Raw genomic sequence first — 23,597 nt, forward strand, 5'->3', positions numbered from 1 at the left:
TGCTTATAGCTTATTACTAAAATTACATTTTTGTCAACTTTAAATTTGTTTTCCGAAAAAATAGGTATAAAAACTCGTCACTGCGAGCCCCCAGTTGCAAGCGATAGCGTGGCAATTACCCATACCGTCACTGCGAGCCTCCAAAGGAGGCGAAGCAGTCTCTAATTACTGCATGGTGAATAGTGAATTGTGAATGATGAATTTTGGATTTTGGATTTTGGATTTTGGATTGTTTGTCATCAAAAAGTATTTCCTATTATTGCGAACCCTTTCCTTATGATTGCGAAGAGTTTTTATTCTGGTCATTGCAAGCGAAGCGAAGCAATCTCGCCTTTTTCTTCTAAACACTAAAAGTGGTCACTTTGGCTTACTTTGCAATCCTCGTGATGACAGAGGGGATGTCATTGCGACTCCGAGAAGAGCGAGGCAATTTCTAAATATTTGTAAAACGTAAGACCTGAGACGTAAAACGTAAAAAGGTTAGAGAAGAGATTGCTTCGGCATCCTGACGGATGCCGAAGCAATGACTCTCCCCTCTTCGTCACTGCGACTCCGAGCGAAGCGAGGAGGAAGCAATCTCCGAGATTGCCACGCCTGTCTTTCGGCAGGCTCGCAATGACTGAAAAAAACAGACGGCAGACCGCAATGCGAAAATAATCGGCAGGCTCGCAATGCCTACTTTCCGTCCTTGCGAGGAGCGCCAGCGACGAAGCAAGCTCGGGAAAATATACGGTAATGCCTACAATGACAAAAAAGGGTTTGTAGAGAAGATTTTCTAACCTTATTTTTCTAAAAAGTTACAAAATTGTTGACAAAAAAATTTTTTTATTGGTATTATATACCTATGGCAACCGTTAGCCGTCAAAATTATAAAATATTATGTAATATGGCAGTTAAAAGACAAAGTTTGTTAAAGTATAATTAATCAGAATTTTTGAGGCTTCGCCTCATAATAATAAAAAAATGGAGGATGTTATGACTTACTCAAAACCAAGAGATGAAAAGGATGTATTGAAATTGGTAAAGGAACTGAATGTGAAGTTTGTAAGACTTTGGTTCACCGACATTCTCGGTCAGCTTAAAAGTTTTGCTATTCCTGTTGAAGAGCTTGAGGTTGCTTTTTCAGAAGGAATGGGATTTGATGGTTCATCAATTCATGGTTTTGCAAGAATTGACGAGTCAGATATGATTGCAAGACCTGACCCTACCACCTTTGCAATTCTTCCCTGGAGAAGCGGCGAGACTCCTGTGGCAAGAATGTTTTGCGACATCTATGAGCCTGATGGAACTCCTTATAAGGGTGATCCGAGATACATTCTTAAGCTTAATCTTGAAAAGGCAGCTAAAAAAGGCTTTACTTTCTATGTAGGACCAGAGCTTGAATTCTTCTATTTCAAATCTGACAAATCTACAGAAATTCTTGATGAGGGTGGATATTTTGATTATCCCCTTGATGCAGCTGAAGATTTAAGAAGAGATACAATTCTTGCTCTTGAGCAAATGGGAATTAGAGTAGAATACTCCCATCATGAAGTTGCACCTTCTCAGCATGAGATTGATTTAAGATACGCAGAAGCATTAGAAATGGCTGATATAGTTATGACTTACAGAGTTGTAGTCAAAGAAGTTGCAAAGAAATATGGCGTTTATGCTACATTCATGCCAAAGCCCCTTTTTGGTGAAAATGGAAGTGGAATGCATACTCATCAGTCCCTATTCAAAGGCGACAAAAACGCCTTTTTCAATGCCAAAGACCCATATTATCTTTCAGATGTTGCTAAAAGCTACATTGCAGGAATTCTAACACACATTAAAGAACTGACCCTTGTGCTTAACCAGTGGGTAAACTCTTACAAAAGACTTGTCCCCGGATACGAAGCACCTGTTTACATTTGCTGGGCAAGAAGAAACAGGTCTGCACTTATTAGAGTTCCTCTTTATAAACCCGGAAAAGAGAAGGCAACAAGAATTGAGCTTCGTAGCCCTGATCCAGCATGCAACCCATATCTTGCCTTTGCATGCATGCTAAATGCTGGACTAACAGGAGTTGAGAAAAAATATAAATTACCAGAGCCTGTTGAGAAAGATGTTTATCATCTCTCTTCTGAGGAAAGAAAAGCGCTGGGAATTGATAATCTTCCCGGAAGCTTGATAGAAGCCATTGAATACGCAGAAAAGAGCGAACTTTTGAAAGAGACACTTGGCGAGCATATCTTTTCTAACCTTATTGAAAGTAAAAAGAAAGAATGGGATGATTATCGCATTAGAATCTTCCCATACGAACTTGAAAGATACCTACCAATACTTTAATTGCCAGTGGGGAGGGCTTCCTCCCCATCCTTCTAATGATTTTTGTGCATTAAATAAAGTGACAATGATATTAGAAAAATACCAGTTCCCAGATAAAGTAATTGCAGAATGTCTTCGTACTTCATATCTAAGGCATTTTTGAAATAAGCAACAATCAGAACCATTATAATGACTTTAGCGAGCTTTTCTTTTAGTTGGTCTAATGAATGGATGATAAGAATACCTGCAGATTTTTTGTCTTCTTCAATTTGGACTATTTTACTAACAAAAAGTTCATATAAACCTATACCAAAAATTAAAAGCACTGTGGCAATAAGATATAAGTCAATAGAGTGTATTATGCGAGCAATAATTTTCTTTTGAAGTTCAGAAATATTTGCATTGTTTCCTATTTTTGAAAAAATATCTACAATCATTGAAAAGATGTCATAGGTTGCCAGTAAGATTAAAAAAATGGAAGAGATTATACTTGCAATAACAGCAAGTATGATAAAAAGTCTACTTTCCCAGAAAAGGCTTTCAAGTATTTTTACTGCTTTTTTCATTTTTTACCATTTATTCTGATGCTCATTGTTTTTTAGTCGTAAATAACTTGTAAATTTTTGTTACTGCCAGTTTTTGCCAAGCATTTCTATCGCAGTGACATTTTCCACCATTAAAAATTACGAATTCTTCCCCAAGCACAGTAATAATCAAATTCGTCATCATAGATTTTAAGCCGTTTTCTAATTACGAATAATCTGTGCAAAATCACGCCACAGAGAAATCCGCCTACATGAGCCCACCAAGCAACTCCACCAACATCTGAAGGTGTCAATAGAGAGCCAAGTCCTGAGAATAGCTGAATAAAAAACCACATTAGTATGTAAAAGAATGCAGGGAGAGCAAAGAAAAAGGGAAAGAACAAAATAGGCACCAGAGTTATAACCCTTGCATGGGGAAACAATATCATATATGCACCCAACACTCCTGAGATTGCTCCAGATGCACCAACTGTTGGTATTGTTGAAGTAGGATTTAATAAACAATGTATCCAGCCAGCTCCAAAACCGCAAAGAAGATAGAATATTAAAAATCTGAATGAACCCATTTTGTCCTCAACATTGTCTGCAAAAATCCACATGATCCACATGTTACTTATCAAATGAAACCAACCTCCATGCAGGAACATACTTGTGAGAAATGGAAGATAATAAAATGGATCAATTGGTAAAGACTCAACAAGCATATATCTTGCAGGAATAACTCCAAAAATATGAAAGAGATAATCAAGCTCTTCTTTGGAAAGCATTATTTCAAATAAAAATATAAGGCTGTTTAAGGCAATAATTATCCAAGTCATATAAGGTGTATATCTTCTTGGCATGCAATCTCTAATTGGTATCAATTCTCTCACTCCTTTTAATTGATATTGCTTTATAAACGGATGGTAAAACTGAAAGTATAATAATTCCAAGTATTATCAATGAAAAGTTTTCCTTTACAATCGGAATATTCCCAAAAAAATAGCCAGCTACAATAAAAGAACCACTCCATAAAAAGCTACTGAAAATGTTGTATATCTGAAACTTAGCATACCTCATCCTTCCTATGCCTGCGACAAATGGAGCAAATGTTCTTATTATTGGCAAAAACCTTGCAATTATGATAGTTTTTGCACCATGTTTTTCATAAAAAACAGCAGTGGTATGGAGATGCTTTTTATTGAAAACTAAAGATTTTTCCTTAGAAAAAACTTTTGGACCAACATATTTTCCAATATGGTAATTGACAGTATTTCCAAGTATTGCAGCAACGCTAATAACAATAAAAGAAAACCAAGGGGATATAAGCTTTCTTGATGAAAGAGCTCCTACAGCAAATAAAAGAGAGTCACCAGGTAAAAATGGGGTTACAACAAAACCCGTCTCTGAGAAAACAATCAAAAAAAGCACAACATATATCCAAACACCTATCTGAGAAAAAAGAGTTTCCAGATAAATATCAATGTGAAGAAGAATTTCAATTAAATCAGACATTTCAGACATTGCCTTTGAGGAAAATATCCATGAGTTTAAAGCCTTCCTCTACAGTCAAATCAGGAGCTTTTAGTATTTCTTCATTAAATTCCCGCTTTTTACCAGATGATTTGTTATTCTCATAAATTACAAACGGTACCGGGTCTGGTGTATGTGTTTTTACTTTAACTGGTGTGGGATGATCAGGAAGAAGCAAAATTTTAAAATCCTTAAATCTTTTGGGAGCTTCGTTAAGAATTTTACCAATTACGATTTTGTCAATATCTTCAAGAGCTTTTATTTTGAGCTTATATTCTCCTTGATGTCCTGCCTCATCAGGTGCTTCTATATGAATATAAACAAAATCAACCCTTTCAAGGGCATTAAGGGCATATTCTGCTTTTCCCTCATAATTCGTGTCAATCCAGCCTGTTGCTCCCGGAACATTAATTATATGAAAGCCTGATAGAATTCCAAGCCCTTTGGTAAGGTCAACTGCTGAAATGAGTGCTCCTGTAATGTTGTATTTTTCCTTGTAAGTTGGCAAATTCGGAGTCCTTCCCTGTCCCCATAGCCAAATACTGTTTGCAGGCTTTTTGCCTTCATCAATTCTCTTTTTGTTAATCGGATGCTCTTTTAGTATCTCCCATGATTTGTAAATAAGCTCTTTAAGTTGCTCAGAGCCTCTTCCAATAGGAAGATATCTTGAGATTTCTCTTCCTGTTATATCATGCGGAGGTGTGCATTCCAAATCCTCCGAGCCTTTTTTCCATACCAAGATATGACGATAACTCACTCCCGGATAAAATCTGAATTGGTCACTGCCAAGCTTGTTCTGGATATCTTCTATGAGAATTTTTGCCTCCTCTGTTGAAATGTGTCCAGAAGAGTAATCATCCATAAAAGTTTGCTTTTTATCAAATTTTAAGGTAACAAGATTACAACGATAAGCAATATCTTCCCGTGAAAGTGAAATCCCTATACTTACAGCTTCAAGTGGTGCTCTTCCTGTATAATAAACTCTTGGGTCATAGCCTAAAATACTCAGATTAGCCACATCGCTGCCGGGATGAAATCCTTTAGGAATGTTTCTTACTGAACCCGCAATTCCGTTTGATGCAAGAAAGTCCATATTGGGAGTGTTTGCCACCTGTAGCGGAGTTTTTTCGTTTAGCTCCTCAATAGGATAGTCTGATGCTCCATCCGGTACAATCACTATGTATTTCATAAAGTTTTCTCCGCAAATTTCATAAAATTTTTTCTACGAACTTTCTTACTTCATCCAAATCAGCAGGCAATGCATGAGGAGAATCAGCAACTTTAAAAACAATGTCAGGGTCCTTCAGTCCATTACCTGTTAAAGTGCACACTACTGTGCTTCCCTTCTTAAAATAGCCTTGTCTGTAAAGCTTAATCACTCCTGCAACAGATGCAGCTGAGGCTGGCTCACAGAAAATTCCTTCATAAGATGCTATCATCTTATAAGCATTCAGAATTTCCTCATCAGTTACCATATCAATTACTCCGCCAGATTCATCCCTTGCCTCAACAGCTGTTTTCCAGCTTGCAGGATTTCCAATTCTTATTGCAGTAGCAACTGTTTCTGGCTTTTCAACAGGATGACCTAAAACAATAGGTGCTGCGCCAGCTGCCTGAAATCCGAGCATCTTTGGAAGAGTTGATATTTTGCCTTTCTCTTTATATTCCTTGTATCCCCTCCAATAGGCAGAGATATTTCCAGCATTACCAACAGGAAGAGCATGATATTCTGGAGCGCTTCCAAGCTGGTCACATACTTCAAAGGCAGCTGATTTTTGCCCTTCAATTCTGTATGGGTTTATTGAATTTACAAGGGTTATAGGATATTCTTTCACTAATGCTCGGACGATGTTTAATGCCTGATCAAAGTTTCCTTTAATCTGTATTACTTTTGCACCATGTATCATTGCCTGAACGAGCTTTCCTGTAGCTATTTTGCCCTCTGGAATAAGAACAATTGCCTTAATTCCTGCCCTTGCTGCATAGGCAGATGCAGAGGCTGATGTGTTTCCTGTAGATGCACATATAACAGCTCGAGAGCCTTCTTCTACTGCCTTTGAAATAGCAAGTGTCATTCCCCTGTCTTTAAAAGAGCCAGTTGGATTAGCTCCATCAAACTTTAAGTACAATTCCAAGTCAATATCAAGATTTTTGGTTAAATTGTTTACTCTTACAAGGGGAGTATTACCTTCAAGTAGTGTCACGATTGGAGTTTTTTCAGTTACAGGAAAAAATTCAAAATATTGTCTAATTATTCCTTGCCAAGACGATTTTGCGTTCATGGCTATTCAATCACATCTCCTTCTATTAGCTCAACTACAACTCCCTGCTCGCGGAGAGAGTTGATGCCTTTTTCAAGATTTTCCTCTAATCCTTCCAACTCAAGCACCATCTCGCCAAAAGTATCTGTAACTCTCGCTCTTCTAATATTCGGCATAACATCATACTTTTTTGCCATCCTGAATAATACAGGCTCTTTGATTAATTCCTGTGGAAAGGTGAGCCTAACCCTTAATTTTTTAAGCTCAGACATGATTACCTCCTCTGGAGACTACCTCCTGCTATTGCAGGAACAATGGATAATTCATCTCCATCTTTTGCTATAGTTTCCTCTCCCTGAAGAAATCTTATATCTTCCTCATTTAAATAGATGTTTATGAACCTTCTTATCTTACCATCTTGACAGAGCCTTTCTGCAAGTCCGGGATATTTTTTATCAAGAGCATTTATAATATCTATTATTTTTCCGGGCTCTGCTTCAATTATATCTTTGCCTTCTGTAATTTTTTGAAGTGGTGTAGGTATTAAAACCTTAACTGCCATAGTTATTTGCCCTCCTTTTCTCTAATTTCCTTTAACGCCTCTTCAAAGGAGGCAAGATTTGGCTTTATTTGATAGACAGGAGCTGTCTTCTCATTCAAAACCTCAGCTGTTTTTAATCCATTACCAGTAATACAAAGCACTGTGCAGTCCTTTTTATCAATTTTACCTTCTTTTAAAAGCTTAATGTAAGTCGCAACAGTTACTCCACCTGCAGTTTCTGCAAAGACTCCCTCGGTTCTGGCAAGAAGCTTGATAGCCTCTATAATCTCCTCATCAGAAACATCTTCAATTGCACCTCCGCTCTCTCTCACAGCCTGTATGGCATAGTAACCGTCAGCTGGGTTTCCAATAGCAAGGGACTTTGCCACTGTGTTGGGCTTCACAGGTCTAATTACATCTGTACCCTGTTTAAATGCCGTTGCAATCGGGGAACATCCTGTTGCTTGAGAGCCATAAATCTTTGTTTCTACTTCTTTAAGAATCCCAATTTTTTTGAACTCCTGCAAAGCCTTCCAAACCTTTGTAAGCAACGATCCACTTGCACATGGCACAACAATGCTGTCTGGAGCAATCCATCCAAGTTGCTCAACTATTTCAAACCCGATTGTTTTTGAACCTTCTGCATAGAAAGGTCGGATATTGATATTTACAAATGCCCATCTGTATTTATTGGCAATTTCGCTACAAAGTCTGTTTACATCGTCGTAATTACCATCTACAGCTATCAGATTAGGTTCATAAACAATAGAGGCAAGAATTTTACTCTGCTCAAGAGTTGCTGGGATGAATATAAATCTGTTAAAGCCTGCTTTAGCTCCATGAGCTGAAACCGCATGGGCAAGATTTCCAGTGGATGCACATGCAACAGTATCAAAACCAAACTCCTTTGCCTTTGTAAGTGCAACTGCAACGACCCTGTCTTTAAAGGATAAAGTCGGATGGGCTACAGTGTCATCCTTAATGTAAAGCTCTTTTACTCCAAGATATTTTGCCAATCTTTCAGCTTTAACCAAAGGAGTAAAGCCAGAATTCAAACCAACCTGTGGCTCACCGTCTATTGGAAGAAGCTCTTTGTATCTCCATAAAGTCTTTGGTCTTTTTTCAATTATTCGTCTTGATAAGGCTTTCTTTATTTTGGCATAATCATAAACAGCTTCCAGAGGACCAAAGCAAAAATCACATACATATATGGGTTCAACTGGATATTCTCTACCACATTCCCTGCATTTTAGTCTTTTTACATATCCCATATTTCACCTCCATTTTCCAAGAGCTTGTTTTTTATTTTAAAACAAAGAAGGTTAAAAATTAAAACAATTTTCAGTGACCCAAAAATAGAGATAGAAATCCAATAATTGGTATAACCATTTGAAAATTAAGTATTTTTTGCTGTCATTGCGAGCATCCGAAGGATGCGAAGCAATCTCTTTGAAGTGGAAAAGGCAAGATTGCTTCCTCCTCGCTACGCTCGGAGTCGCAATGACGGAGAGGGGGTATCCCCGCAATTACGGAGAGGTGTTCACCATCCACCATCCACGAAGCACCATTCACCAGTTACCAATTAGAGACTGCTTCGCCCCAGATTGCCACGCTATCGCTCGCAACAGGGGGGCTCTCAGTGACGAGTGTCTATCGCTATTTTTGGGAGTGACATTTGAAGTAACAGCTAAATAAAGTTTTTATAAAAATTGCTCAATTTAGAAAACAAAATAAATTTTTATGTTAAAATAATAGATGCAAAAAATTTTTGTGACTGGATGTGCGGGATTCATTGGATGGGCAACATGCAGGCTCCTTCTGAAAAATAATTCAGTAGTCATAGGGATAGATAATCTTAGCGATTATTATGATCCTAAAATAAAGCACCTTAGGCTACAGGATTTAAGTCAGTTTAAAAATTTCATATTCTATCAAGGAGATATTGAAAATCTTGAGACTTTAAAATCAATCTTTAAAAATCACAAGATTGACGGAATTATAAACCTTGCAGCAAGGGCAGGAGTAAGAGCATCAGTTGAAAATCCTTGGGGTTATCTTGACACAAACACAAAAGGAACAATAAATCTTCTTGAATGTGCCAAAGAATATGAAATTCAAACCTTTGTTCTTGCCTCCACATCAAGTGTTTATGGAGATAACAAAGAAATGCCTTTTAAAGTAGCCCACTCAACAGAAAAACCCCTTGCACCTTATCCTGCATCAAAGAAAGCCGCTGAACTTTTTTGCTATAGTTACCATTATCTGAACGGAATAAATACAATAATTCCCCGATATTTTACCGTATATGGTCCTTTCGGAAGACCTGATATGAGTATCTTTCGTTTTATAAAAAAGATTGACTGCGGTGAGCCTATTACAGTATATGGAGATGGCACACAAAAAAGAGATTTCACCTATGTTGAGGATATTGCCGAGGCAACAGTTTTGTGTTTAAATCTTAAAGGATATAAAATTATGAATCTTGGAAATGACCGTCCAGTTGAACTGATCTATGTAATAACCATAATTGAGGATTTGCTTGGCAAAAAAGCAAAAATTAACTGGCAAGAAAGACATCCTGCTGATATCTATGCAACATGGGCTGATATAACAGAAGCGAAAAATTATATTGGATGGTCACCAAAGGTTTCAATTGAAGACGGACTGAAGAAAACAGTTGAATGGTATTTAAAAAATAGAGAAAAATTAAAAGACATAAAGATATAGGAGGCAAACAATGCAGAGAATACTTGTAGCCCATGATGGTTCTAAAGCATCAGACAAAGCATTAAGAAAGGCTCTTGAAATCGCATTAAGCATGAATTCATCCCTTACTGTTTTGGCAGTCGTTCCTGAGCTTTATCTTACAGAGCTTTCTGATGCTGACAGACAAAGAATCACCGAAGTTCTTACAAGAGAAACAGAAGATACTATGGAGAGAATCAGAAAATCCCTTACTGGTAAACCCATTGAGATTAAATTTCTTGTAAGACAAGGTGACCCTGCTGAGAAAATCCTTGAAACAGCGAACAAAATGAAAGTTGACCTTATTGTAATGGGCTCACACGGAAAACATGGAACTAAAAAATTTCTCATAGGAAGCGTTTCTGCTAAAGTAGTTGAATACTCTAAGTGCCCTGTGCTTGTTGTGAAATAGCTTTAGGAAAATAAACTTTAACTGTTGTTCCCTGCTGAACTATGCTTTGTATTTTTATTGTGCCTTTGTGTTGATAAATTATATTTTTCACCATTGAAAGTCCAAGCCCGAACCGAGAAGGATTGGTGGTGAATAAAGGTTCAAAACAACGATTTAATGATACCTCATCCATCCCCTTACCAGTATCTGCTACGATGAGGCAGATTTTCTCCGCGGAGTCCTCTTGCACGATTTCAGTTGATATTTTTATCAAACCCCCATCAACAATTGAGTTTTTCGCATTTTCAACCAATTCTATTATAACTTCCTTAATAAGAAGTGGATCTCCTAAAATTAAAGGAATATCCTTTGTGAAGGAATATTGAATTTCTATTCTATCGCCAGCTATCTCTTGGATTACTTCCTTGATAGATATAATCAAATAATTCATATCAAAAACGATTTGACCAGAAGGCTCTTTTTTCAAGTAACTCATAGCATGTAAGAATTTATTGCCTCTTTCAACGCTTTCCATTAATCTATTGATATAACAAAGAGCGGTCTCATCTTTAATTTTATCTTTCAGTAGCTGGGCATAACCGTAAACTCCAGTAAAAATGTTTTTGAAATGATGAAGAATATCGTCAATTATTTCAAAAAAAGCTTCATGCTTGATAATTTCCTTAACTCTACTTTGAAGCATCTTCTCTTTTGTGATTTCCTTGCCAATCTCAAAAACACCTACTATTTTATTGCCTTCTTTTAAAGGAATACCTGTTAAGAGATAAATTCTGCCTTCTGCTGATTCTCTCTCATTGCTTTCAATATTGCCACTTTGTAGAGCCTTAACACATGGACAATTCTCACAAGGAGAGCTTCTTCTGTGCCAAAGGAAATAGCATTTTTTACCTAAAACATCATCTTCATTCATGCCAAGCCTTTCACAATATGCCCTATTTGCCCAAAGAACATTTAAATCACTGTCTAAGAGGGAAATATTGTGCTCTATCAGATTGAAAATTTCAAGAATCTTTTCTGTATGTGGATAATAAAATAATTGCATCTAATAAAAAATAACGGGTGGCATCCTGACTTCAGCCACCCATGTTTCAAGTCTACTCTGACAAATACTTAGGAAATTCCTTAATTTCTGCCTTGACTGCATCATCCTTTATTAACGGGACCTTTCCTCTTAAAATACCTATCCAGACTCTAATAGAGTCTGCAACAATCAATACAACCATTATTATCATTATAGCAGATAAAACTGCAAGAAGATAATTATTTTTTGGAAGATAGTTATTTACAATATTTTGATAACCAGCAACAATGGTAGTAATTAGAAGAAATGACATAGGAATAAGAGTAACCCATATGTATTTAGCCTTACCCATCCTCAAAAGATATGTTGTAGCAATTGCAAGAGCCATACCTCCAAGAAGTTGGTTATTAACACCGAACAAAGGCCAAATTGTTGATATCGTTCCTGTATATAACAGATAGCCCCAGCAAAATGTAAAAATTCCGCTTGTCAATATGATACCAGGCCACCACTTGTAATCTCTCAGCTTGGGATATACAACTCCTCCAATTTCCTGCATTAGATATCTTCCTACCCTTGTTCCTGCATCAATTAGAGTGAGAATGAATAGAGCCTCAAACATAATAGCAAAGTGATACCAGTAACTCATAAGATGTCTAAGGCCTCCGATTCTTGAAAATATATCAGCCATTCCAACTGCCAAGGAAACAGCACCACCTGGTCGACCTGCTAATTCTTCTCCAACCAGAGCTGAGAGATATGGAAGATCCTGAACTTGCATACCAAGTTTTTGAAAGACGGCTGGTGGACTGTTTATTGCAAAATAATCAGCTGTTGGAAGAACAGTTGCTGCTATAAGAGCCATTATTGCAACAAAACTCTCTGTCAACATAGCTCCATATCCGATTGTTCTAATGTCCCTTTCATTAGCTACCATTTTAGGTGTTGTTCCAGAAGATACCAATGAATGAAAACCTGAAATTGCTCCACAAGCAATAGTAATGAACATAAAAGGCCAAACCTTACCTGGAATTACAGGACCTCCACCTGATACAAACTGAGTCGTTGCAGGCATCTGGATTACTGGATTTATGATAATAACACCTATCGCAAGCAAAAGCATTGTTCCAAACTTCATATAGGAGCTAAGATAATCTCTTGGTACAAGCAAAAGCCAAACAGGTAAAACAGCTGCAAAAAAGCCATAAACTGGAATTAATACTGAAAGCTCTTTTTTCTCTAAAGTAAAAATCGGTGCAAGAGCAGACTCTTTAATTGCTGGACCAACAATTACTGCTAAAATGATCAAAGCAACTCCAATAATACTTGCTTCAACAATTTTACCCGGTCTAAGCCATTTAAGATAAGCTCCTATGAATATTGCAATAGGTATTGTGAGTCCCACTGTGAAAGTTCCCCATGGGCTATGAAATAATGCATTAACAACTGCAATTGAGGCTCCTGCCAAAACAATTATTAATAAGAACAAAGTTGCAACAAGCACGAGCCAGTAAGACACAGGTCCTATCTGGGCTTTTGCGATTTCTGCTAAAGATTTTCCATTATGTCTTACTGAGGCAAAAAGCACTACCATGTCATGCACTGCTCCGGCAACAACACCTCCAATAAGAATCCAAAGAAATCCGGGTAAATAACCGAATTGAGCTGCAAGTACAGGTCCTATCAAAGGTCCTGCTCCAGCTATTGCTGCAAAATGATGTCCAAAGACAAGCCATCTGTTTGTAGGTACATAGTCTCTGCCGTCATTCAAGGTATTTGCTGGTGTTGGACGATTTGGATCCAGCGCTAAAACCTTTGCTGCGATAAAAGCAGAGTAAAAACGATAAGCAAGCACAAATACACATGCCGCAATAATTACTAACACTAAGGCATGCATAAAAATATACCTCCTTTCTCTTTTTGAGTGATATTTTAAAGAGGTATGGAATGTCTAACAATAGAAAAAAGCTAAAGAGTAAAAATTTGAACCTGAACAGAAAATATGACAAGATGAATGGAAATTAACTACACTTGATTCCTAAAATTTTTTTTAATTCTTTTATCATTGACTTACTAACAGGTATTCTGCTTTTTTCTCCCTCCAAAACAATCCAATATGTTCCTTTAAACCAGGGAATTATAGCCTCAATTTTTTTCAGATTTACCACATAACTTTTGTGAATTCTGAAAAATCCTTCCTTTCTAAGCCTTAATTCAAGCTCTGTAAGAGTTCCATCGTAAAAATATTCTTCGTTTTTTGAAGTTAGTATTTTAACTCCACTTTCTGAAGCCTCACCAAAAAGGATATCCTTATACGGAATCAAATTTATAATGCCTTCTTTTTGTTTAACTGGCAGTTTTTTGGGCGTTTCAGTATTTACAAAATCTGAAATCCTTCTTAATGCCTTCATCCATTCATCTTCATTGCTTTTGAGTTTTTCTATTCTTTTAACGGTTTTTTCTATTCTTTTCTCATCAAATGGTTTCAATATGTAGTCTATTGCGCCCAACTCAAATGCTTCAATTGCATAATCATCATAGGCAGTTGCAAAGACAATAAGTGAAGGTTCATAAAAATTTGAGATTACCTTCGCCAACTCAATCCCTGACAAATCTGGCAGTTCAATGTCAAGGAATATAACATCAGGTTTATTCTTTTTATAAACTGCAAGAGCCTCTTGGGATGAACCTGCCTGCCCAACAATCTGGCAAGATGGAAACTTAGAGAGAATATAAATTAATTCATCCCTTGCATATGGTTCATCTTCAGCTACTATAGCTGTAAAAGACATCTTTAAATATCCTAATAGGAATCTTAAATGTTACCTTCGTGCCAAACCCTAACTTGCTTTCTACCTGAAGTTCACTTGCTTGTCCATAAAACTTTTTCAGTCTTTCATTTACAAGATACAATCCTAAACCGCTATTTTCAGTTTTTTGAACATTTTTATTTGATTGAAAGCCTACGCCATTATCTTCAACTGAAATAACCACTTTATCATCATTGTTGTATATTTTTATCAAAATTTCTCCGCCCTCTAATTTAGGCTTTAATCCATGTTTTATAGCATTTTCCACAAGCGGTTGAATTGTAAATGGTAGAATTGGTATATCAAGATCAACAGCTGGATCAATGAAATATTTTACAGTTAATTTGTCCCCAAATCTTGCTTGTTCAATAGACAGATATGCCTCAACATAGGAAAGTTCTTCCCCAAGAGAGATTTCTTTCTCTCTTTTAAGACTATATCTTAGGAAAGTTGCTAAATCCACAAGCAATTTTCTTGCCCTTGAAGGATCAACCCTTATTATTGAAATTATAGTATTCAGTGCATTGAAAATAAAATGAGGATGTATCTGTGACTGGAGAGATTTTAGTTCAGCCTCTGTCTTTAGTCTTGCCAAAGCCTCCAACTCCACGATTTCTAACTGCGTTAAAAATATATTGGCAAGACCTGTTGCAACCTCTAAATCAACAGAGGTAATGCTATTTTCTCTTTCATAATACAACTTTAGTGTCCCTATAACTTCTTTTCTTCTTTTTAATGGAACAACAATTGCAGAGCTAAGTTTACATTTAGGATTACTACAACCAATTTCATCTTTTGTGTTTGCTATCTGTATTTCTCCAGATTTAATAGCATTAATTGTTGCTTTTGTCATAACAGGTTGTCCAGAATAATGATGATCAGAGCCTAATCCAACATGGGCAAGAATTTTTTGTTTATCAGTGACTGCAACTGCTGATACTAATATACTTTTATGAATTATCTCTGCTATTTTTTTGGCAGAATGCTCATTTAGTCCCTGCCTTAAGTGTGGAAGAATCAAGTTTGTTATGTTTAAAATTGCTCGTGATTGATTAGCGGCTATTCTCTGTTGATGTTCTATTGCTGATTTAATGATTAACATAAATATTGCAATTCCAACTGAATTAACAGTAATCATAGGAATTGCTATGATTTTTACTAATTCTAAAGCCTCAGAAAAGGGTTTTGAAAAGACAAGTATAATAATCATTTGCAAAATTTCACCAACAAATCCTGCAGCCCATGCAACATACCAGGGAATTAATCCATGTCTCCAGTATTTATAAACGAGTCCTCCTAAAAAACCCTCTACTACTGCTGCCAATCCACAAGAAAAAGCAGTAAATCCTCCTATAAAATATCTATGAACACCAGCAATCAAACCTGCTCCTGCACCTACAACAGGACCACCAAGAAGTCCACCAATCATAACTCCAACAACCCTTGAATTTGCTAATGCACCATGAATTTCTACTGCTCCATAAGTTCCAAGAATTCCTAATCCTCCGCATAATAAAGTGAGAATTAGTTTATCTTTAATGGTGGGTTTCTTTAAAAGAACTCTTCCCAAAGCAGGCATTCTTGAAAGAATAAAAGCTACTGTAGTTATTATGCAAAGCCTTTGCGATAAAATTAAAGTCAGTTCTCCAATATCCATATTTAAATCACTCTTGTCCAAAATAAATTTTTTAAAAAGCTCCGATCTGGGTAAAATAGATAAACATTTAGCTTAAAATTAAAGACCCAGATCGGAGGTGTATATGAATAAGTATAGCAGTATTTTCAGTCAAATTCTATCCCTTTTTCCAAGATTAGAATTTGAGAAGTCAGTCAAAGCAGACAGAAGCTGAGCGTAGAGCAAAAGGGTTTACGAGTTGGGGGCAATTTGTAGCTATGTTATTTTGTCAACTTGGGCAGGCGCATTCTCTAAGAGAGATATGTAATGGACTTGCCAGTTGCGTTGGCAAGTTAAGGCATCTTGGTATAAAAGAAGCTCCAAAGAGGTCTACCCTTGCCTATGCAAATGAACACAGACCGTGGGAACTCTTTCAAGCAGTATTTTATATGCTTCTTCAGAGATGTCAGTCTAAATTTACTGGCAAGAGGAAATTCAGATTTAAGAACAAGCTAATGAGCTTTGATGCATCTGTAATAGAGTTGTGTGCAACAGTATTTGACTGGGCAAAATTCAGAAAGACTAAAGGTGCGGTAAAGTTGCATTTACTACTTGACCACTCAGGATATTTACCTGAATATGCGCATATAACAGAAGGTAAAGTGCACGAAGTAAACATATTAAGGAGACTTCAATTTTGTTCTGGTGCTATAAATAGACAGAGGGTGTGTTGACTATGCTTTATTTGGTAGATGGACAGAGGAGGGGGTATATTTTGTAACAAGGTTAAAGGACAACGCCTCTTATAAAGTGATAAAGAGCCTACCAGTGCCAAAGAACAGAAACATAATTCGGGATGAGATAATCAAGCTTAAGGGTTTTTATGCAGAGCAAGACTGTCCATATGAGCTACGGAGGATAGAGGTCATGGATAAGGAAACAAAAGATACAGTTGTGCTACTCACGAACCAACTGAACTTTGGTGCAACGACCATATCAGAGATATACAAAGACAGATGGCAGGGCAGATTTTTTAAGACATTGAAACAAAATCTAAGAGTAAAAACCTTTGTAGGGACATCAGCGAATGCACTTAAGATACAGATATGGACGGCATTAATAGCGATACTGATACTGAAGTATCTGAAGGAGTTATCAACATTTGGATGGTCATTAAGTAATCTGGTTGCATTGTTGAGACTAAACCTATTTACATATAGGAATTTATGGGAATGGATAAATAAACCGACAGAGACACCGCAAATTGAGCCTCAAATAGAACAGTTAAAATTTAGACTTGTTTAATTGGACAGCAAATAAAAAGAAAGGGGGGTAACCTGATTTTGAAAAAGCAAATTTTCTTGTCCAAAAGTCTTATTTTATGCGGATGTTTTTTATGAGTTTAGATTATTTTGGACAGCAATGTATTTAAATATAATAAAAATTGGTAAACCTTAGCTATCTCATCGTCAATTTCCAAAAAACGCAAAATAGCAGGATAAGTCAGAAGTTTGCTCTCATTACCTAAATATTGCGTGGATATCTTATTAAAAAGAGTTTGCTTGAGTCTTTCATCCTTGCAATAACAAAAAACGCTCTAAAACCCCATTTTATCAATTTTTAGCCTATAAAAATAGTAAAGTTCTTATAATTCAATCAGTTTTATCTTTTTTTATCCTATTTTGCAATTTAATATAAGTTCATTATTTTTGACTTTTTGTTTGTTTCTATTTGTTGTATACCAATCAAAAAAGGAGGTCACTATGTTCATCAAAGAGTCTTGGTCAACAAAAAAGGAAATACAAAACCTATGAGATAGCAGAGACTTGCAGAGACAAAGAAACTAAAAAGGTCAGCCAAAAAATAATTGCCAACATCACTCACCCATGTGAGCCTCTTATTTTCCAAATAAGGCACCTACTTAAGTCACCTGAGAAAAAGGTTGTAGTTGACAAGGATGTGTTTTTTAAGGAGACACAGTAAGTAGGTCATATACTGTAACTGTTAGGATTTATGATGAAGATAGGATTTTGGGGATGTTTAAGGCATTTTTCAAAGAAGGGGAGAGATTTGCTATGGCGGTAGCCCATAAAATAATAAGGCAGGCATATGGAGTTTTAAAAAGCGGGATACCATACAACGAAGAAATTCCAATGAATGGAAAAATACTTGACAAACTAACACGGAACATTGCGAGCCGAAGGCGTGGCAATTTCGTTTTTTTACTTTTCACTTCTTACCTTTTACTTTTTACGAATTTTCAGAGACTGCTTCGCCTCCTTCGGAGACTCGCAGTGACAAAAAATCCGTAACTCCGCAATTTTTAAGTAATAGGATTATTAGTTCAACTTTTCATGAAAATTAAACCCTTCTAAATATTAAAACTCTCATTTTTGCTTGACAAAAATATTTCCTTTATGCTATTACTTATTTAAGTAATATGAAAAACGATTTTCCTGATTGGGTATTAAAACATAAGAGAAAAAACACTCAGATTATCAAAAAAGGTAATTCCTTTTATTTGTATCAGATAACCTCTAAGTGGGACCCTCAAAAAGCAAGAGCAAAAAAGATTACCGAAAAATATCTTGGTAAAATCACTAAGGATGGTCTCATTAAGCCAAAACATGAGAGAATTCTTGACTCTATGAAGGCAATAACTGTAAAGGAGTTTGGTGCAACCTCTTATGTGTTAAGTATTGCTCAGGATATAGAGGAACTTCTGAAAGTCTATTTTCCAGATTTCTTCAAATCCTTACTTGTATTTTCACTACTTAGGCTTTTTCATTCATCAGCGATTAAAAATGTGATACACCACTTTAGGGCTTCATATCTGTCTGAAGTGTATCCTGATGCTTCATTATCTGCAAAGAGTCTCTCACAGATTATAAGGGAGGTGGGAAGGCAAAGACAAAAAGTGGTTGAATTTTTAAGGCACTTTCTGAAAGATAGACAATATCAGGTGATAGACATAACGCAGGTTTTCTCTTATTCAGACAATGTTATTAGTGCAACATTAGGATATAATGGTCATGGGGAGTATGTGCCTCAGGTAAACTTTCTGTTGGTGTTTTCTCTTAAAGAAGAAGAGCCTGGATTTTTCAGGATACTGACCGGAAACATAAGAGATGTATCTGCATTCAAGAGAACTCTACAGGAGGCAGCCATTGAGGATGCTGTGATAATATGTGATAAGGGTTTTTACTCAGAGAACAACATAAAATTTCTTGAACAGGAGAATCTAAAATTTATTATGCCTTTAAGGCGGAATAGTTCATTAATAGACTATAGTGTTGTTGGCAGTGGGAGAAGAAGGGAATTTGATGGATATTTTATATTTGAAAAGCGAGTGATATGGTGGAAGGAGAAAAGATTAGATGGCAAGAAAGTAATATTGTATTTTGACCCAAGACTTAAGGCTGAAGAGGAAAAGGACATAATAGGGCATATACAAGATGGCAGAATAGAGGAAGAGAGGTTTTATGAGATAGAGCACAGACTTGGCAGTATAGAGGTTTTAACAAATACAGATTATGATAGCAGGGAAGTGTTTGAATTGCTTAAGGGCAGGGCACAAATAGAGCAAGCGTTTGACACTTTCAAGAATTTTCTTAATGCAGACAGGACATATTTGAGGGATGACGAAAGTTTGAATGGATGGATGTTTGTAAACTTTGTATCATTAATGATGTATTACAGGATATACAATGAGTTAAGGAAGGCAAAACTTTTGAGTAGGTATTCAGTCAAGGATGTACTAATACATCTTGGAAGGATATATAAACTAAAAATGCCTCATGGATGGGAAATTTCAGAAATTCCAAAACAAGCAAGATTGATTGCTGAAAAGTTAAAGCTTGATTTACATATTACTTAAAATAGGCAGAGTTACGGAAAAATCTGAGGCTCGCAGTGACGATGTTGCGGATTGCCACGCTATCGCTTGCAACAGGGAGTCTCGCAGTGACGCATTTCTTTGGCTATTTTGGGAGAACATTGAAAATAATCCAATCGCAGAGAATTATTGAAGAAAAGATTTCGGACATGGTTTGAGACAGATGGTGAAGGACATCCACGCTTAAATCGCAATCCCCTTTAGATGGGGTCAAGGTTCAGACTTTTCACCATCCAGCAGATTGCTGGGTGGTGGTTTGTCGCAATCCCCTTTAGATGGGGTCAAGGTTCAGACGGATGATAACATTGATGAGATTGTTTATGAAAATTATCGCAATCCCCTTTAGATGGGGTCAAGGTTCAGACACAAAATTGTAGATGTCGACATCGAAAAGGAGGAAGCGATTTTGTCGCAATCCCCTTTAGATGGGGTCAAGGTTCAGACAAAAGAAGGTAATCGTTTACAAAAAAAGAAATGGAGAGCAGTCGCAATCCCCTTTAGATGGGGTCAAGGTTCAGACAAAAGAAGGTAATCGTTTACAAAAAAAGAAATGGAGAGCAGTCGCAATCCCCTTTAGATGGGGTCAAGGTTCAGACGGGTTTCCAGAATGGAGTGGGAAATGTCGCCCGATGGGCAGGTCGCAATCCCCTTTAGATGGGGTCAAGGTTCAGACGAAGGAGGTATAAGATGGAAATTCGTAAAAAAGTAACGTCGCAATCCCCTTTAGATGGGGTCAAGGTTCGGACACCTCGATGAGATTGTAGAGAAATACAACTCTTCTGAACGTCGCAATCCCCTTTAGATGGGGTCAAGGTTCGGACGTCTTAGAGAATGTCGATTAAAAGACATACTTCCTATTGGCAGTCGCAATCCCCTTTAGATGGGGTCAAGGTTCGGACACGCCGCCATCAAGGCGGCGGAAGACAAGGCTCTCTGCTATCATGTCGCAATCCCCTTTAGATGGGGTCAAGGTTCGGACCTCTCTGCTATCACTGCAGAGAGCCGCATTACTACAGAGGTCGCAATCCCCTTTAGATGGGGTCAAGGTTCGGACAATGGGTATACCCTGTCTACAATGAGAAAGGCGTTAGGTATTTGTCGCAATCCCCTTTAGATGGGGTCAAGGTTCGGACGGTCATTGACCTCGCTAAATTTTAGCTTCTGGGAGGTGTCGCAATCCCCTTTAGATGGGGTCAAGGTTCGGACATTTACATACGAAAAAAGGGCACGCTTGCGAATAGGTCGCAATCCCCTTTAGATGGGGTCAAGGTTCGGACTCTGTTGAAGAAAATTGATGAGGAGGACATTGACCTCCGTCGCAATCCCCTTTAGATGGGGTCAAGGTTCGGACAAAAAGAAATGGAGGGCGTTATGTCGCCCTCCAGTGGGTCGCAATCCCCTTTAGATGGGGTCAAGGTTCGGACATAAAGACTTTATTAAAAGAAATGGGAGCGGGAAAGTATGTCGCAATCCCCTTTAGATGGGGTCAAGGTTCGGACGTAGGGAAGATAGTAGCGAAAAGAGAGTTTGAACAAGATGGGTCGCAATCCCCTTTAGATGGGGTCAAGGTTCGGACGGCAAGATATTAGAAAAATAGTATGTACAAAACGAACCGGTCGCAATCCCCTTTAGATGGGGTCAAGGTTCGGACTAAAATAAAACTGTAAAAAAATCCCGGCATAGCTGGGAAAAAGTCGCAATCCCCTTTAGATGGGGTCAAGGTTCGGACGATAATAAGGAGAAGAAAAATGGAGGGCGATATGTCGCCCTCCAGGTCGCAATCCCCTTTAGATGGGGTCAAGGTTCGGACTAAAAAAACACGTGGAAAGGTGGAGGGCAATTGAATTGTCGCAATCCCCTTTAGATGGGGTCAAGGTTCGGACAAGGATTGCAGTCTGTGTGATCCTTACGTTTTTTATAAAGTCGCAATCCCCTTTAGATGGGGTCAAGGTTCGGACTGCAGAGAGCCACATTACGTGGGGGAGAGGTAATCTCCCCCACATTCGTCGCAATCCCCTTTAGATGGGGTCAAGGTTCGGACTTTGAACAAGATGGGAAGATAAAAAGAGTTATTGAAGTAGAAAAGGTCGCAATCCCCTTTAGATGGGGTCAAGGTTCGGACGCTCAAAAAAATAGACGAGGAGGATATCGACCTCCTCGTGTCGCAATCCCCTTTAGATGGGGTCAAGGTTCGGACATAGACGAGGAGGATATCGACCTCCTCGAGTTCGAAGGGGAGTCGCAATCCCCTTTAGATGGGGTCAAGGTTCGGACCCTGCACCCTCTTTTTTCTCAAATTTTTCAATAAGTTACAAGGGCGTTTAGTCCAACTTTTCCACTTTTGAAACAAAACGTATGAAACGTTTCTGAAATGTTTCTTCTCTTGACTAAGTCATCCTGTCATTGCGATGAATTTTAGGGACAATTTTAGTCATTTATTTTGACCATGTTTTTAAAGAGATTGCTTCGGGCACTTCGTGCCCTCGCAATGACGCACTGGGATAATTTGCAATGCTCTTTATTTCCTTGGCAATGAGGCTTTGGGTCAGACTGCCGAGCCATTTTGTGTCCTCGCAGTTAAATAGGGGCAGATTGCCAAGCGTTCGGCTCGCAACAACGAATTACTTTGTCTTCCTTTCAGCAATGCTCAAATAGTGATTTAAAAAAGATTTTATAAAAATCTCCTTTTCAAAGAACAAAGTTTAAAAAATATAGCAAATTGCTCTACCTATTGTCAATATTCTACTTCATATCTACCCAAACCAAAGGCTGTATTTTTGCCCGCATGGACTATTTCACCTGCTTTGAGTATGGGAAGGAATGAAGAAAGCTTACCCTCAAATACTATCTCTCCCACAACTCCACCAAGCTTCATTCTTTCCTGTTGCCTGTTTGAATATCTTTCCCAGTCAAGCCAACGAAGAGATGAATTTTTGGTTTTAACCTGCATTGCCTTTTCAACAAGCTCCTTTGCATTGATGTCAACATTCTGCTCGCAGTGAAAGTAACAAAGCAGACTTAGTCTTCTTAGAAGATTTCTCATGAGAATGTGAAACTCAAGCTTATCCACTAGTTTTCTTTCAAACTTAATCCTCAGAGGTGTCAGTATTTTGAGTTTGATTTCACTAATATCATTGTTAAAGCTCTCATTTCCCATGACTTCTATAACAGTTGGCTCAGTTTTTATGAAAATCTCATTCTCATAAACAGTAACTTCGTTACTTACAACCCTTTCAACTTTAAACCTGCCCCTTCCTTTGCCAATCCCTATTTGTCCGAGCCTGTCAAAGGCATAGAGAAAGTAAGGAAAGTGCTGGATTGCCTTGCCAATAAGTATAAGGTTAAATGTGAGGATTTCATCTTCATTGAATAGTGTCTGTTCTGTAGCAGGTGGCTCAATTACAAAGGGATGAGGAACTTTGTCGTGTGGATACATATTTAGAATGGATGATTTTGTCGGGGTGGTTGTCTCAAAAATGTAAATATAAAGGCATTGGTCTTTAAGAGGACAAGAGTTGCATTCAAGAGTTTTAAGAACACAGGCTATTTTTTTAAATGCATTTCCAAATCCGCCCCTGAATGTTGAGCCTTTGTATCTTGGCAGATTAAGCTCATCAATGGCACGAATATGGAATGTATATTTCTGATAAGTAAGTTTCATTGTTGTATCTCTCGCTTCACTTTTCGCATGCACTAACACTTCTAATACGGCGAATGGTCAAATATGACAACATCTCCTGTAACAGGAGAGCGATATATTAAACGAAGAGCCTTTCCGTGCAATGCATGGGCAATTTTAAGATAAAGCCAGACAGGACCAGCACCTGTAAGTATGACTTCGTTACCTTCTCCAGCCCGCTCCAAAGCTTTTTTTATGTAATCGTCTATTTTGTTAAGCTTGGCAGTTTTATCATAAAGTTCTTCAACATTGACCAAAACAGTTTTTGTCAT

At 37.6% G+C, this 23,597-nt stretch carries 22 protein-coding genes and 1 CRISPR repeat array; of the genes, 8 read left to right on the forward strand and 14 right to left on the reverse strand.

Annotation, left to right across the window (positions count from 1 at the left end; translation table 11 throughout):
• Positions 1 to 975 precede the first annotated feature (975 nt).
• Positions 976 to 2,310: a type I glutamate--ammonia ligase gene (gene glnA, locus ACYQ3P_RS08385; protein WP_460177454.1), complete on the forward strand. Its 1,335-nt coding sequence runs from the start codon at positions 976 to 978 to the stop codon at positions 2,308 to 2,310.
• A 32-nt stretch (positions 2,311 to 2,342) separates the two neighbouring features.
• Here glnA and ACYQ3P_RS08390 read toward each other — a convergent pair whose 3' ends face one another.
• The 8 genes from ACYQ3P_RS08390 to ACYQ3P_RS08425 all read right to left on the reverse strand — a co-directional run bounded on the left by ACYQ3P_RS08390 (position 2,343) and on the right by ACYQ3P_RS08425 (position 8,419).
• A complete protein-coding gene (locus ACYQ3P_RS08390) occupies positions 2,343 to 2,855 on the reverse strand; it encodes a YqhA family protein (RefSeq protein ID WP_460177455.1) in 513 nt (170 codons plus the stop codon).
• Positions 2,856 to 2,965: 110 nt separating this feature from the next.
• Positions 2,966 to 3,697 carry a rhomboid family intramembrane serine protease gene (locus ACYQ3P_RS08395; protein WP_460177456.1) on the reverse strand — a complete coding sequence of 244 codons (732 nt, stop codon included), beginning with the start codon at positions 3,695 to 3,697 and terminating at the stop codon, positions 2,966 to 2,968.
• Positions 3,684 to 4,337, reverse strand: coding sequence for a DedA family protein (locus ACYQ3P_RS08400; protein ID WP_460177457.1), 654 nt, complete (start codon positions 4,335 to 4,337; stop codon positions 3,684 to 3,686). Before ACYQ3P_RS08400 ends, ACYQ3P_RS08395 begins: the two co-directional genes overlap by 14 nt.
• The gene (locus tag ACYQ3P_RS08405; RefSeq protein WP_460177458.1) at positions 4,330 to 5,535 is read right to left on the reverse strand and encodes a cofactor-independent phosphoglycerate mutase; all 1,206 of its coding nucleotides are present in this window, start codon (positions 5,533 to 5,535) and stop codon (positions 4,330 to 4,332) included. The genes ACYQ3P_RS08400 and ACYQ3P_RS08405 overlap by 8 nt, the downstream gene beginning before the upstream one ends.
• A 19-nt stretch (positions 5,536 to 5,554) precedes the next feature.
• A complete protein-coding gene (thrC, locus tag ACYQ3P_RS08410; RefSeq protein WP_460177459.1) occupies positions 5,555 to 6,628 on the reverse strand; it encodes a threonine synthase in 1,074 nt (357 codons plus the stop codon).
• 2 nt (positions 6,629 to 6,630) lie between these two features.
• Entirely contained in the window at positions 6,631 to 6,879 is a 249-nt protein-coding gene (locus ACYQ3P_RS08415; protein WP_460177460.1) for an NIL domain-containing protein, read from the reverse strand.
• 2 nt (positions 6,880 to 6,881) lie between these two features.
• Positions 6,882 to 7,169, reverse strand: coding sequence for a MoaD/ThiS family protein (locus ACYQ3P_RS08420; RefSeq protein WP_460177461.1), 288 nt, complete (start codon positions 7,167 to 7,169; stop codon positions 6,882 to 6,884).
• 2 nt (positions 7,170 to 7,171) lie between these two features.
• Positions 7,172 to 8,419, reverse strand: a complete 1,248-nt coding sequence (locus tag ACYQ3P_RS08425; protein ID WP_460177462.1) for a threonine synthase — start codon at positions 8,417 to 8,419, stop codon at positions 7,172 to 7,174.
• A gap of 484 nt (positions 8,420 to 8,903) precedes the next feature.
• Between ACYQ3P_RS08425 and ACYQ3P_RS08430 the strand changes: the two genes are divergently transcribed.
• Together ACYQ3P_RS08430 and ACYQ3P_RS08435 are read left to right on the forward strand one after the other, a co-directional pair.
• Positions 8,904 to 9,875, forward strand: coding sequence for a GDP-mannose 4,6-dehydratase (locus tag ACYQ3P_RS08430; protein WP_460177463.1), 972 nt, complete (start codon positions 8,904 to 8,906; stop codon positions 9,873 to 9,875).
• A 10-nt stretch (positions 9,876 to 9,885) separates the two neighbouring features.
• Positions 9,886 to 10,305 (forward strand): universal stress protein, encoded by a 420-nt coding sequence (locus tag ACYQ3P_RS08435; protein WP_460177464.1) that lies wholly within the window; start codon positions 9,886 to 9,888, stop codon positions 10,303 to 10,305.
• Here ACYQ3P_RS08435 and ACYQ3P_RS08440 read toward each other — a convergent pair.
• From ACYQ3P_RS08440 to ACYQ3P_RS08455, 4 genes are all read right to left on the reverse strand, one after another.
• On the reverse strand, positions 10,277 to 11,347 hold the full coding sequence (locus tag ACYQ3P_RS08440; RefSeq protein ID WP_460177465.1) for a two-component system sensor histidine kinase NtrB: 1,071 nt from the start codon (positions 11,345 to 11,347) through the stop codon (positions 10,277 to 10,279). The genes ACYQ3P_RS08435 and ACYQ3P_RS08440 overlap by 29 nt on opposite strands.
• Positions 11,348 to 11,399: 52 nt before the next feature.
• A complete protein-coding gene (locus ACYQ3P_RS08445; RefSeq protein WP_460177466.1) occupies positions 11,400 to 13,223 on the reverse strand; it encodes a carbon starvation CstA family protein in 1,824 nt (607 codons plus the stop codon).
• Positions 13,224 to 13,347: 124 nt separating this feature from the next.
• Positions 13,348 to 14,118 carry a LytR/AlgR family response regulator transcription factor gene (locus ACYQ3P_RS08450; protein WP_460177467.1) on the reverse strand — a complete coding sequence of 257 codons (771 nt, stop codon included), beginning with the start codon at positions 14,116 to 14,118 and terminating at the stop codon, positions 13,348 to 13,350.
• Entirely contained in the window at positions 14,093 to 15,814 is a 1,722-nt protein-coding gene (locus ACYQ3P_RS08455; RefSeq protein ID WP_460177468.1) for a LytS/YhcK type 5TM receptor domain-containing protein, read from the reverse strand. Before ACYQ3P_RS08455 ends, ACYQ3P_RS08450 begins: the two co-directional genes overlap by 26 nt.
• Before the next feature lie 140 nt (positions 15,815 to 15,954).
• Here ACYQ3P_RS08455 and ACYQ3P_RS08460 point away from each other — a divergent pair, with 140 nt between their 5' ends.
• The 5 genes from ACYQ3P_RS08460 to ACYQ3P_RS08480 all read left to right on the forward strand — a co-directional run bounded on the left by ACYQ3P_RS08460 (position 15,955) and on the right by ACYQ3P_RS08480 (position 19,628).
• A complete protein-coding gene (locus tag ACYQ3P_RS08460; protein WP_460177469.1) occupies positions 15,955 to 16,485 on the forward strand; it encodes a DUF4372 domain-containing protein in 531 nt (176 codons plus the stop codon).
• Positions 16,466 to 17,056: an IS4 family transposase gene (locus tag ACYQ3P_RS08465; protein ID WP_460178020.1), complete on the forward strand. Its 591-nt coding sequence runs from the start codon at positions 16,466 to 16,468 to the stop codon at positions 17,054 to 17,056. Before ACYQ3P_RS08460 ends, ACYQ3P_RS08465 begins: the two co-directional genes overlap by 20 nt.
• A 429-nt stretch (positions 17,057 to 17,485) precedes the next feature.
• The gene (locus ACYQ3P_RS08470) at positions 17,486 to 17,734 is read left to right on the forward strand and encodes a hypothetical protein (RefSeq protein ID WP_460177394.1); all 249 of its coding nucleotides are present in this window, start codon (positions 17,486 to 17,488) and stop codon (positions 17,732 to 17,734) included.
• Between the two features lie 53 nt (positions 17,735 to 17,787).
• A complete protein-coding gene (locus tag ACYQ3P_RS08475; protein ID WP_460177393.1) occupies positions 17,788 to 18,063 on the forward strand; it encodes a hypothetical protein in 276 nt (91 codons plus the stop codon).
• A 128-nt stretch (positions 18,064 to 18,191) separates the two neighbouring features.
• Positions 18,192 to 19,628: a transposase gene (locus tag ACYQ3P_RS08480; RefSeq protein ID WP_460176825.1), complete on the forward strand. Its 1,437-nt coding sequence runs from the start codon at positions 18,192 to 18,194 to the stop codon at positions 19,626 to 19,628.
• Between the two features lie 205 nt (positions 19,629 to 19,833).
• Positions 19,834 to 21,920: a CRISPR direct-repeat array (repeat unit 36 nt; unit sequence GTCGCAATCCCCTTTAGATGGGGTCAAGGTTCGGAC).
• Between the two features lie 460 nt (positions 21,921 to 22,380).
• On the opposite strand, the gene cas6 is transcribed toward ACYQ3P_RS08480, so the two are convergent.
• On the reverse strand, positions 22,381 to 23,307 hold the full coding sequence (cas6, locus tag ACYQ3P_RS08485) for a CRISPR system precrRNA processing endoribonuclease RAMP protein Cas6 (RefSeq protein ID WP_460177470.1): 927 nt from the start codon (positions 23,305 to 23,307) through the stop codon (positions 22,381 to 22,383).
• Positions 23,308 to 23,348: 41 nt separating this feature from the next.
• Positions 23,349 to 23,597 (reverse strand): CRISPR-associated protein Csx3, encoded by a 249-nt coding sequence (locus ACYQ3P_RS08490; protein WP_460177471.1) that lies wholly within the window; start codon positions 23,595 to 23,597, stop codon positions 23,349 to 23,351.

The organism is Thermodesulfovibrio hydrogeniphilus (assembly GCF_054657355.1).

Excerpts from the sequence above, each read along its gene's own strand:
- ACYQ3P_RS08440 (WP_460177465.1), bottom strand. The coding sequence starts at position 11,347 with ATGCAATTATTTTATTATCCACATACAGAAAAGATTCTTGAAATTTTC.
- ACYQ3P_RS08420 (WP_460177461.1), bottom strand. The coding sequence starts at position 7,169 with ATGGCAGTTAAGGTTTTAATACCTACACCACTTCAAAAAATTACAGAA.
- ACYQ3P_RS08435 (WP_460177464.1), top strand. The coding sequence starts at position 9,886 with ATGCAGAGAATACTTGTAGCCCATGATGGTTCTAAAGCATCAGACAAA.
- glnA (WP_460177454.1), top strand. The coding sequence starts at position 976 with ATGACTTACTCAAAACCAAGAGATGAAAAGGATGTATTGAAATTGGTA.
- ACYQ3P_RS08490 (WP_460177471.1), bottom strand. The coding sequence starts at position 23,597 with ATGACAAAAACTGTTTTGGTCAATGTTGAAGAACTTTATGATAAAACT.
- ACYQ3P_RS08475 (WP_460177393.1), top strand. The coding sequence starts at position 17,788 with ATGTTTAAGGCATTTTTCAAAGAAGGGGAGAGATTTGCTATGGCGGTA.
- ACYQ3P_RS08390 (WP_460177455.1), bottom strand. The coding sequence starts at position 2,855 with ATGAAAAAAGCAGTAAAAATACTTGAAAGCCTTTTCTGGGAAAGTAGA.
- ACYQ3P_RS08400 (WP_460177457.1), bottom strand. The coding sequence starts at position 4,337 with ATGTCTGAAATGTCTGATTTAATTGAAATTCTTCTTCACATTGATATT.
- ACYQ3P_RS08445 (WP_460177466.1), bottom strand. The coding sequence starts at position 13,223 with ATGCATGCCTTAGTGTTAGTAATTATTGCGGCATGTGTATTTGTGCTT.
- cas6 (WP_460177470.1), bottom strand. The coding sequence starts at position 23,307 with ATGAAACTTACTTATCAGAAATATACATTCCATATTCGTGCCATTGAT.
- ACYQ3P_RS08405 (WP_460177458.1), bottom strand. The coding sequence starts at position 5,535 with ATGAAATACATAGTGATTGTACCGGATGGAGCATCAGACTATCCTATT.
- ACYQ3P_RS08480 (WP_460176825.1), top strand. The coding sequence starts at position 18,192 with ATGAAAAACGATTTTCCTGATTGGGTATTAAAACATAAGAGAAAAAAC.
- ACYQ3P_RS08415 (WP_460177460.1), bottom strand. The coding sequence starts at position 6,879 with ATGTCTGAGCTTAAAAAATTAAGGGTTAGGCTCACCTTTCCACAGGAA.
- ACYQ3P_RS08450 (WP_460177467.1), bottom strand. The coding sequence starts at position 14,118 with ATGTCTTTTACAGCTATAGTAGCTGAAGATGAACCATATGCAAGGGAT.
- ACYQ3P_RS08430 (WP_460177463.1), top strand. The coding sequence starts at position 8,904 with ATGCAAAAAATTTTTGTGACTGGATGTGCGGGATTCATTGGATGGGCA.
- ACYQ3P_RS08425 (WP_460177462.1), bottom strand. The coding sequence starts at position 8,419 with ATGGGATATGTAAAAAGACTAAAATGCAGGGAATGTGGTAGAGAATAT.
- thrC (WP_460177459.1), bottom strand. The coding sequence starts at position 6,628 with ATGAACGCAAAATCGTCTTGGCAAGGAATAATTAGACAATATTTTGAA.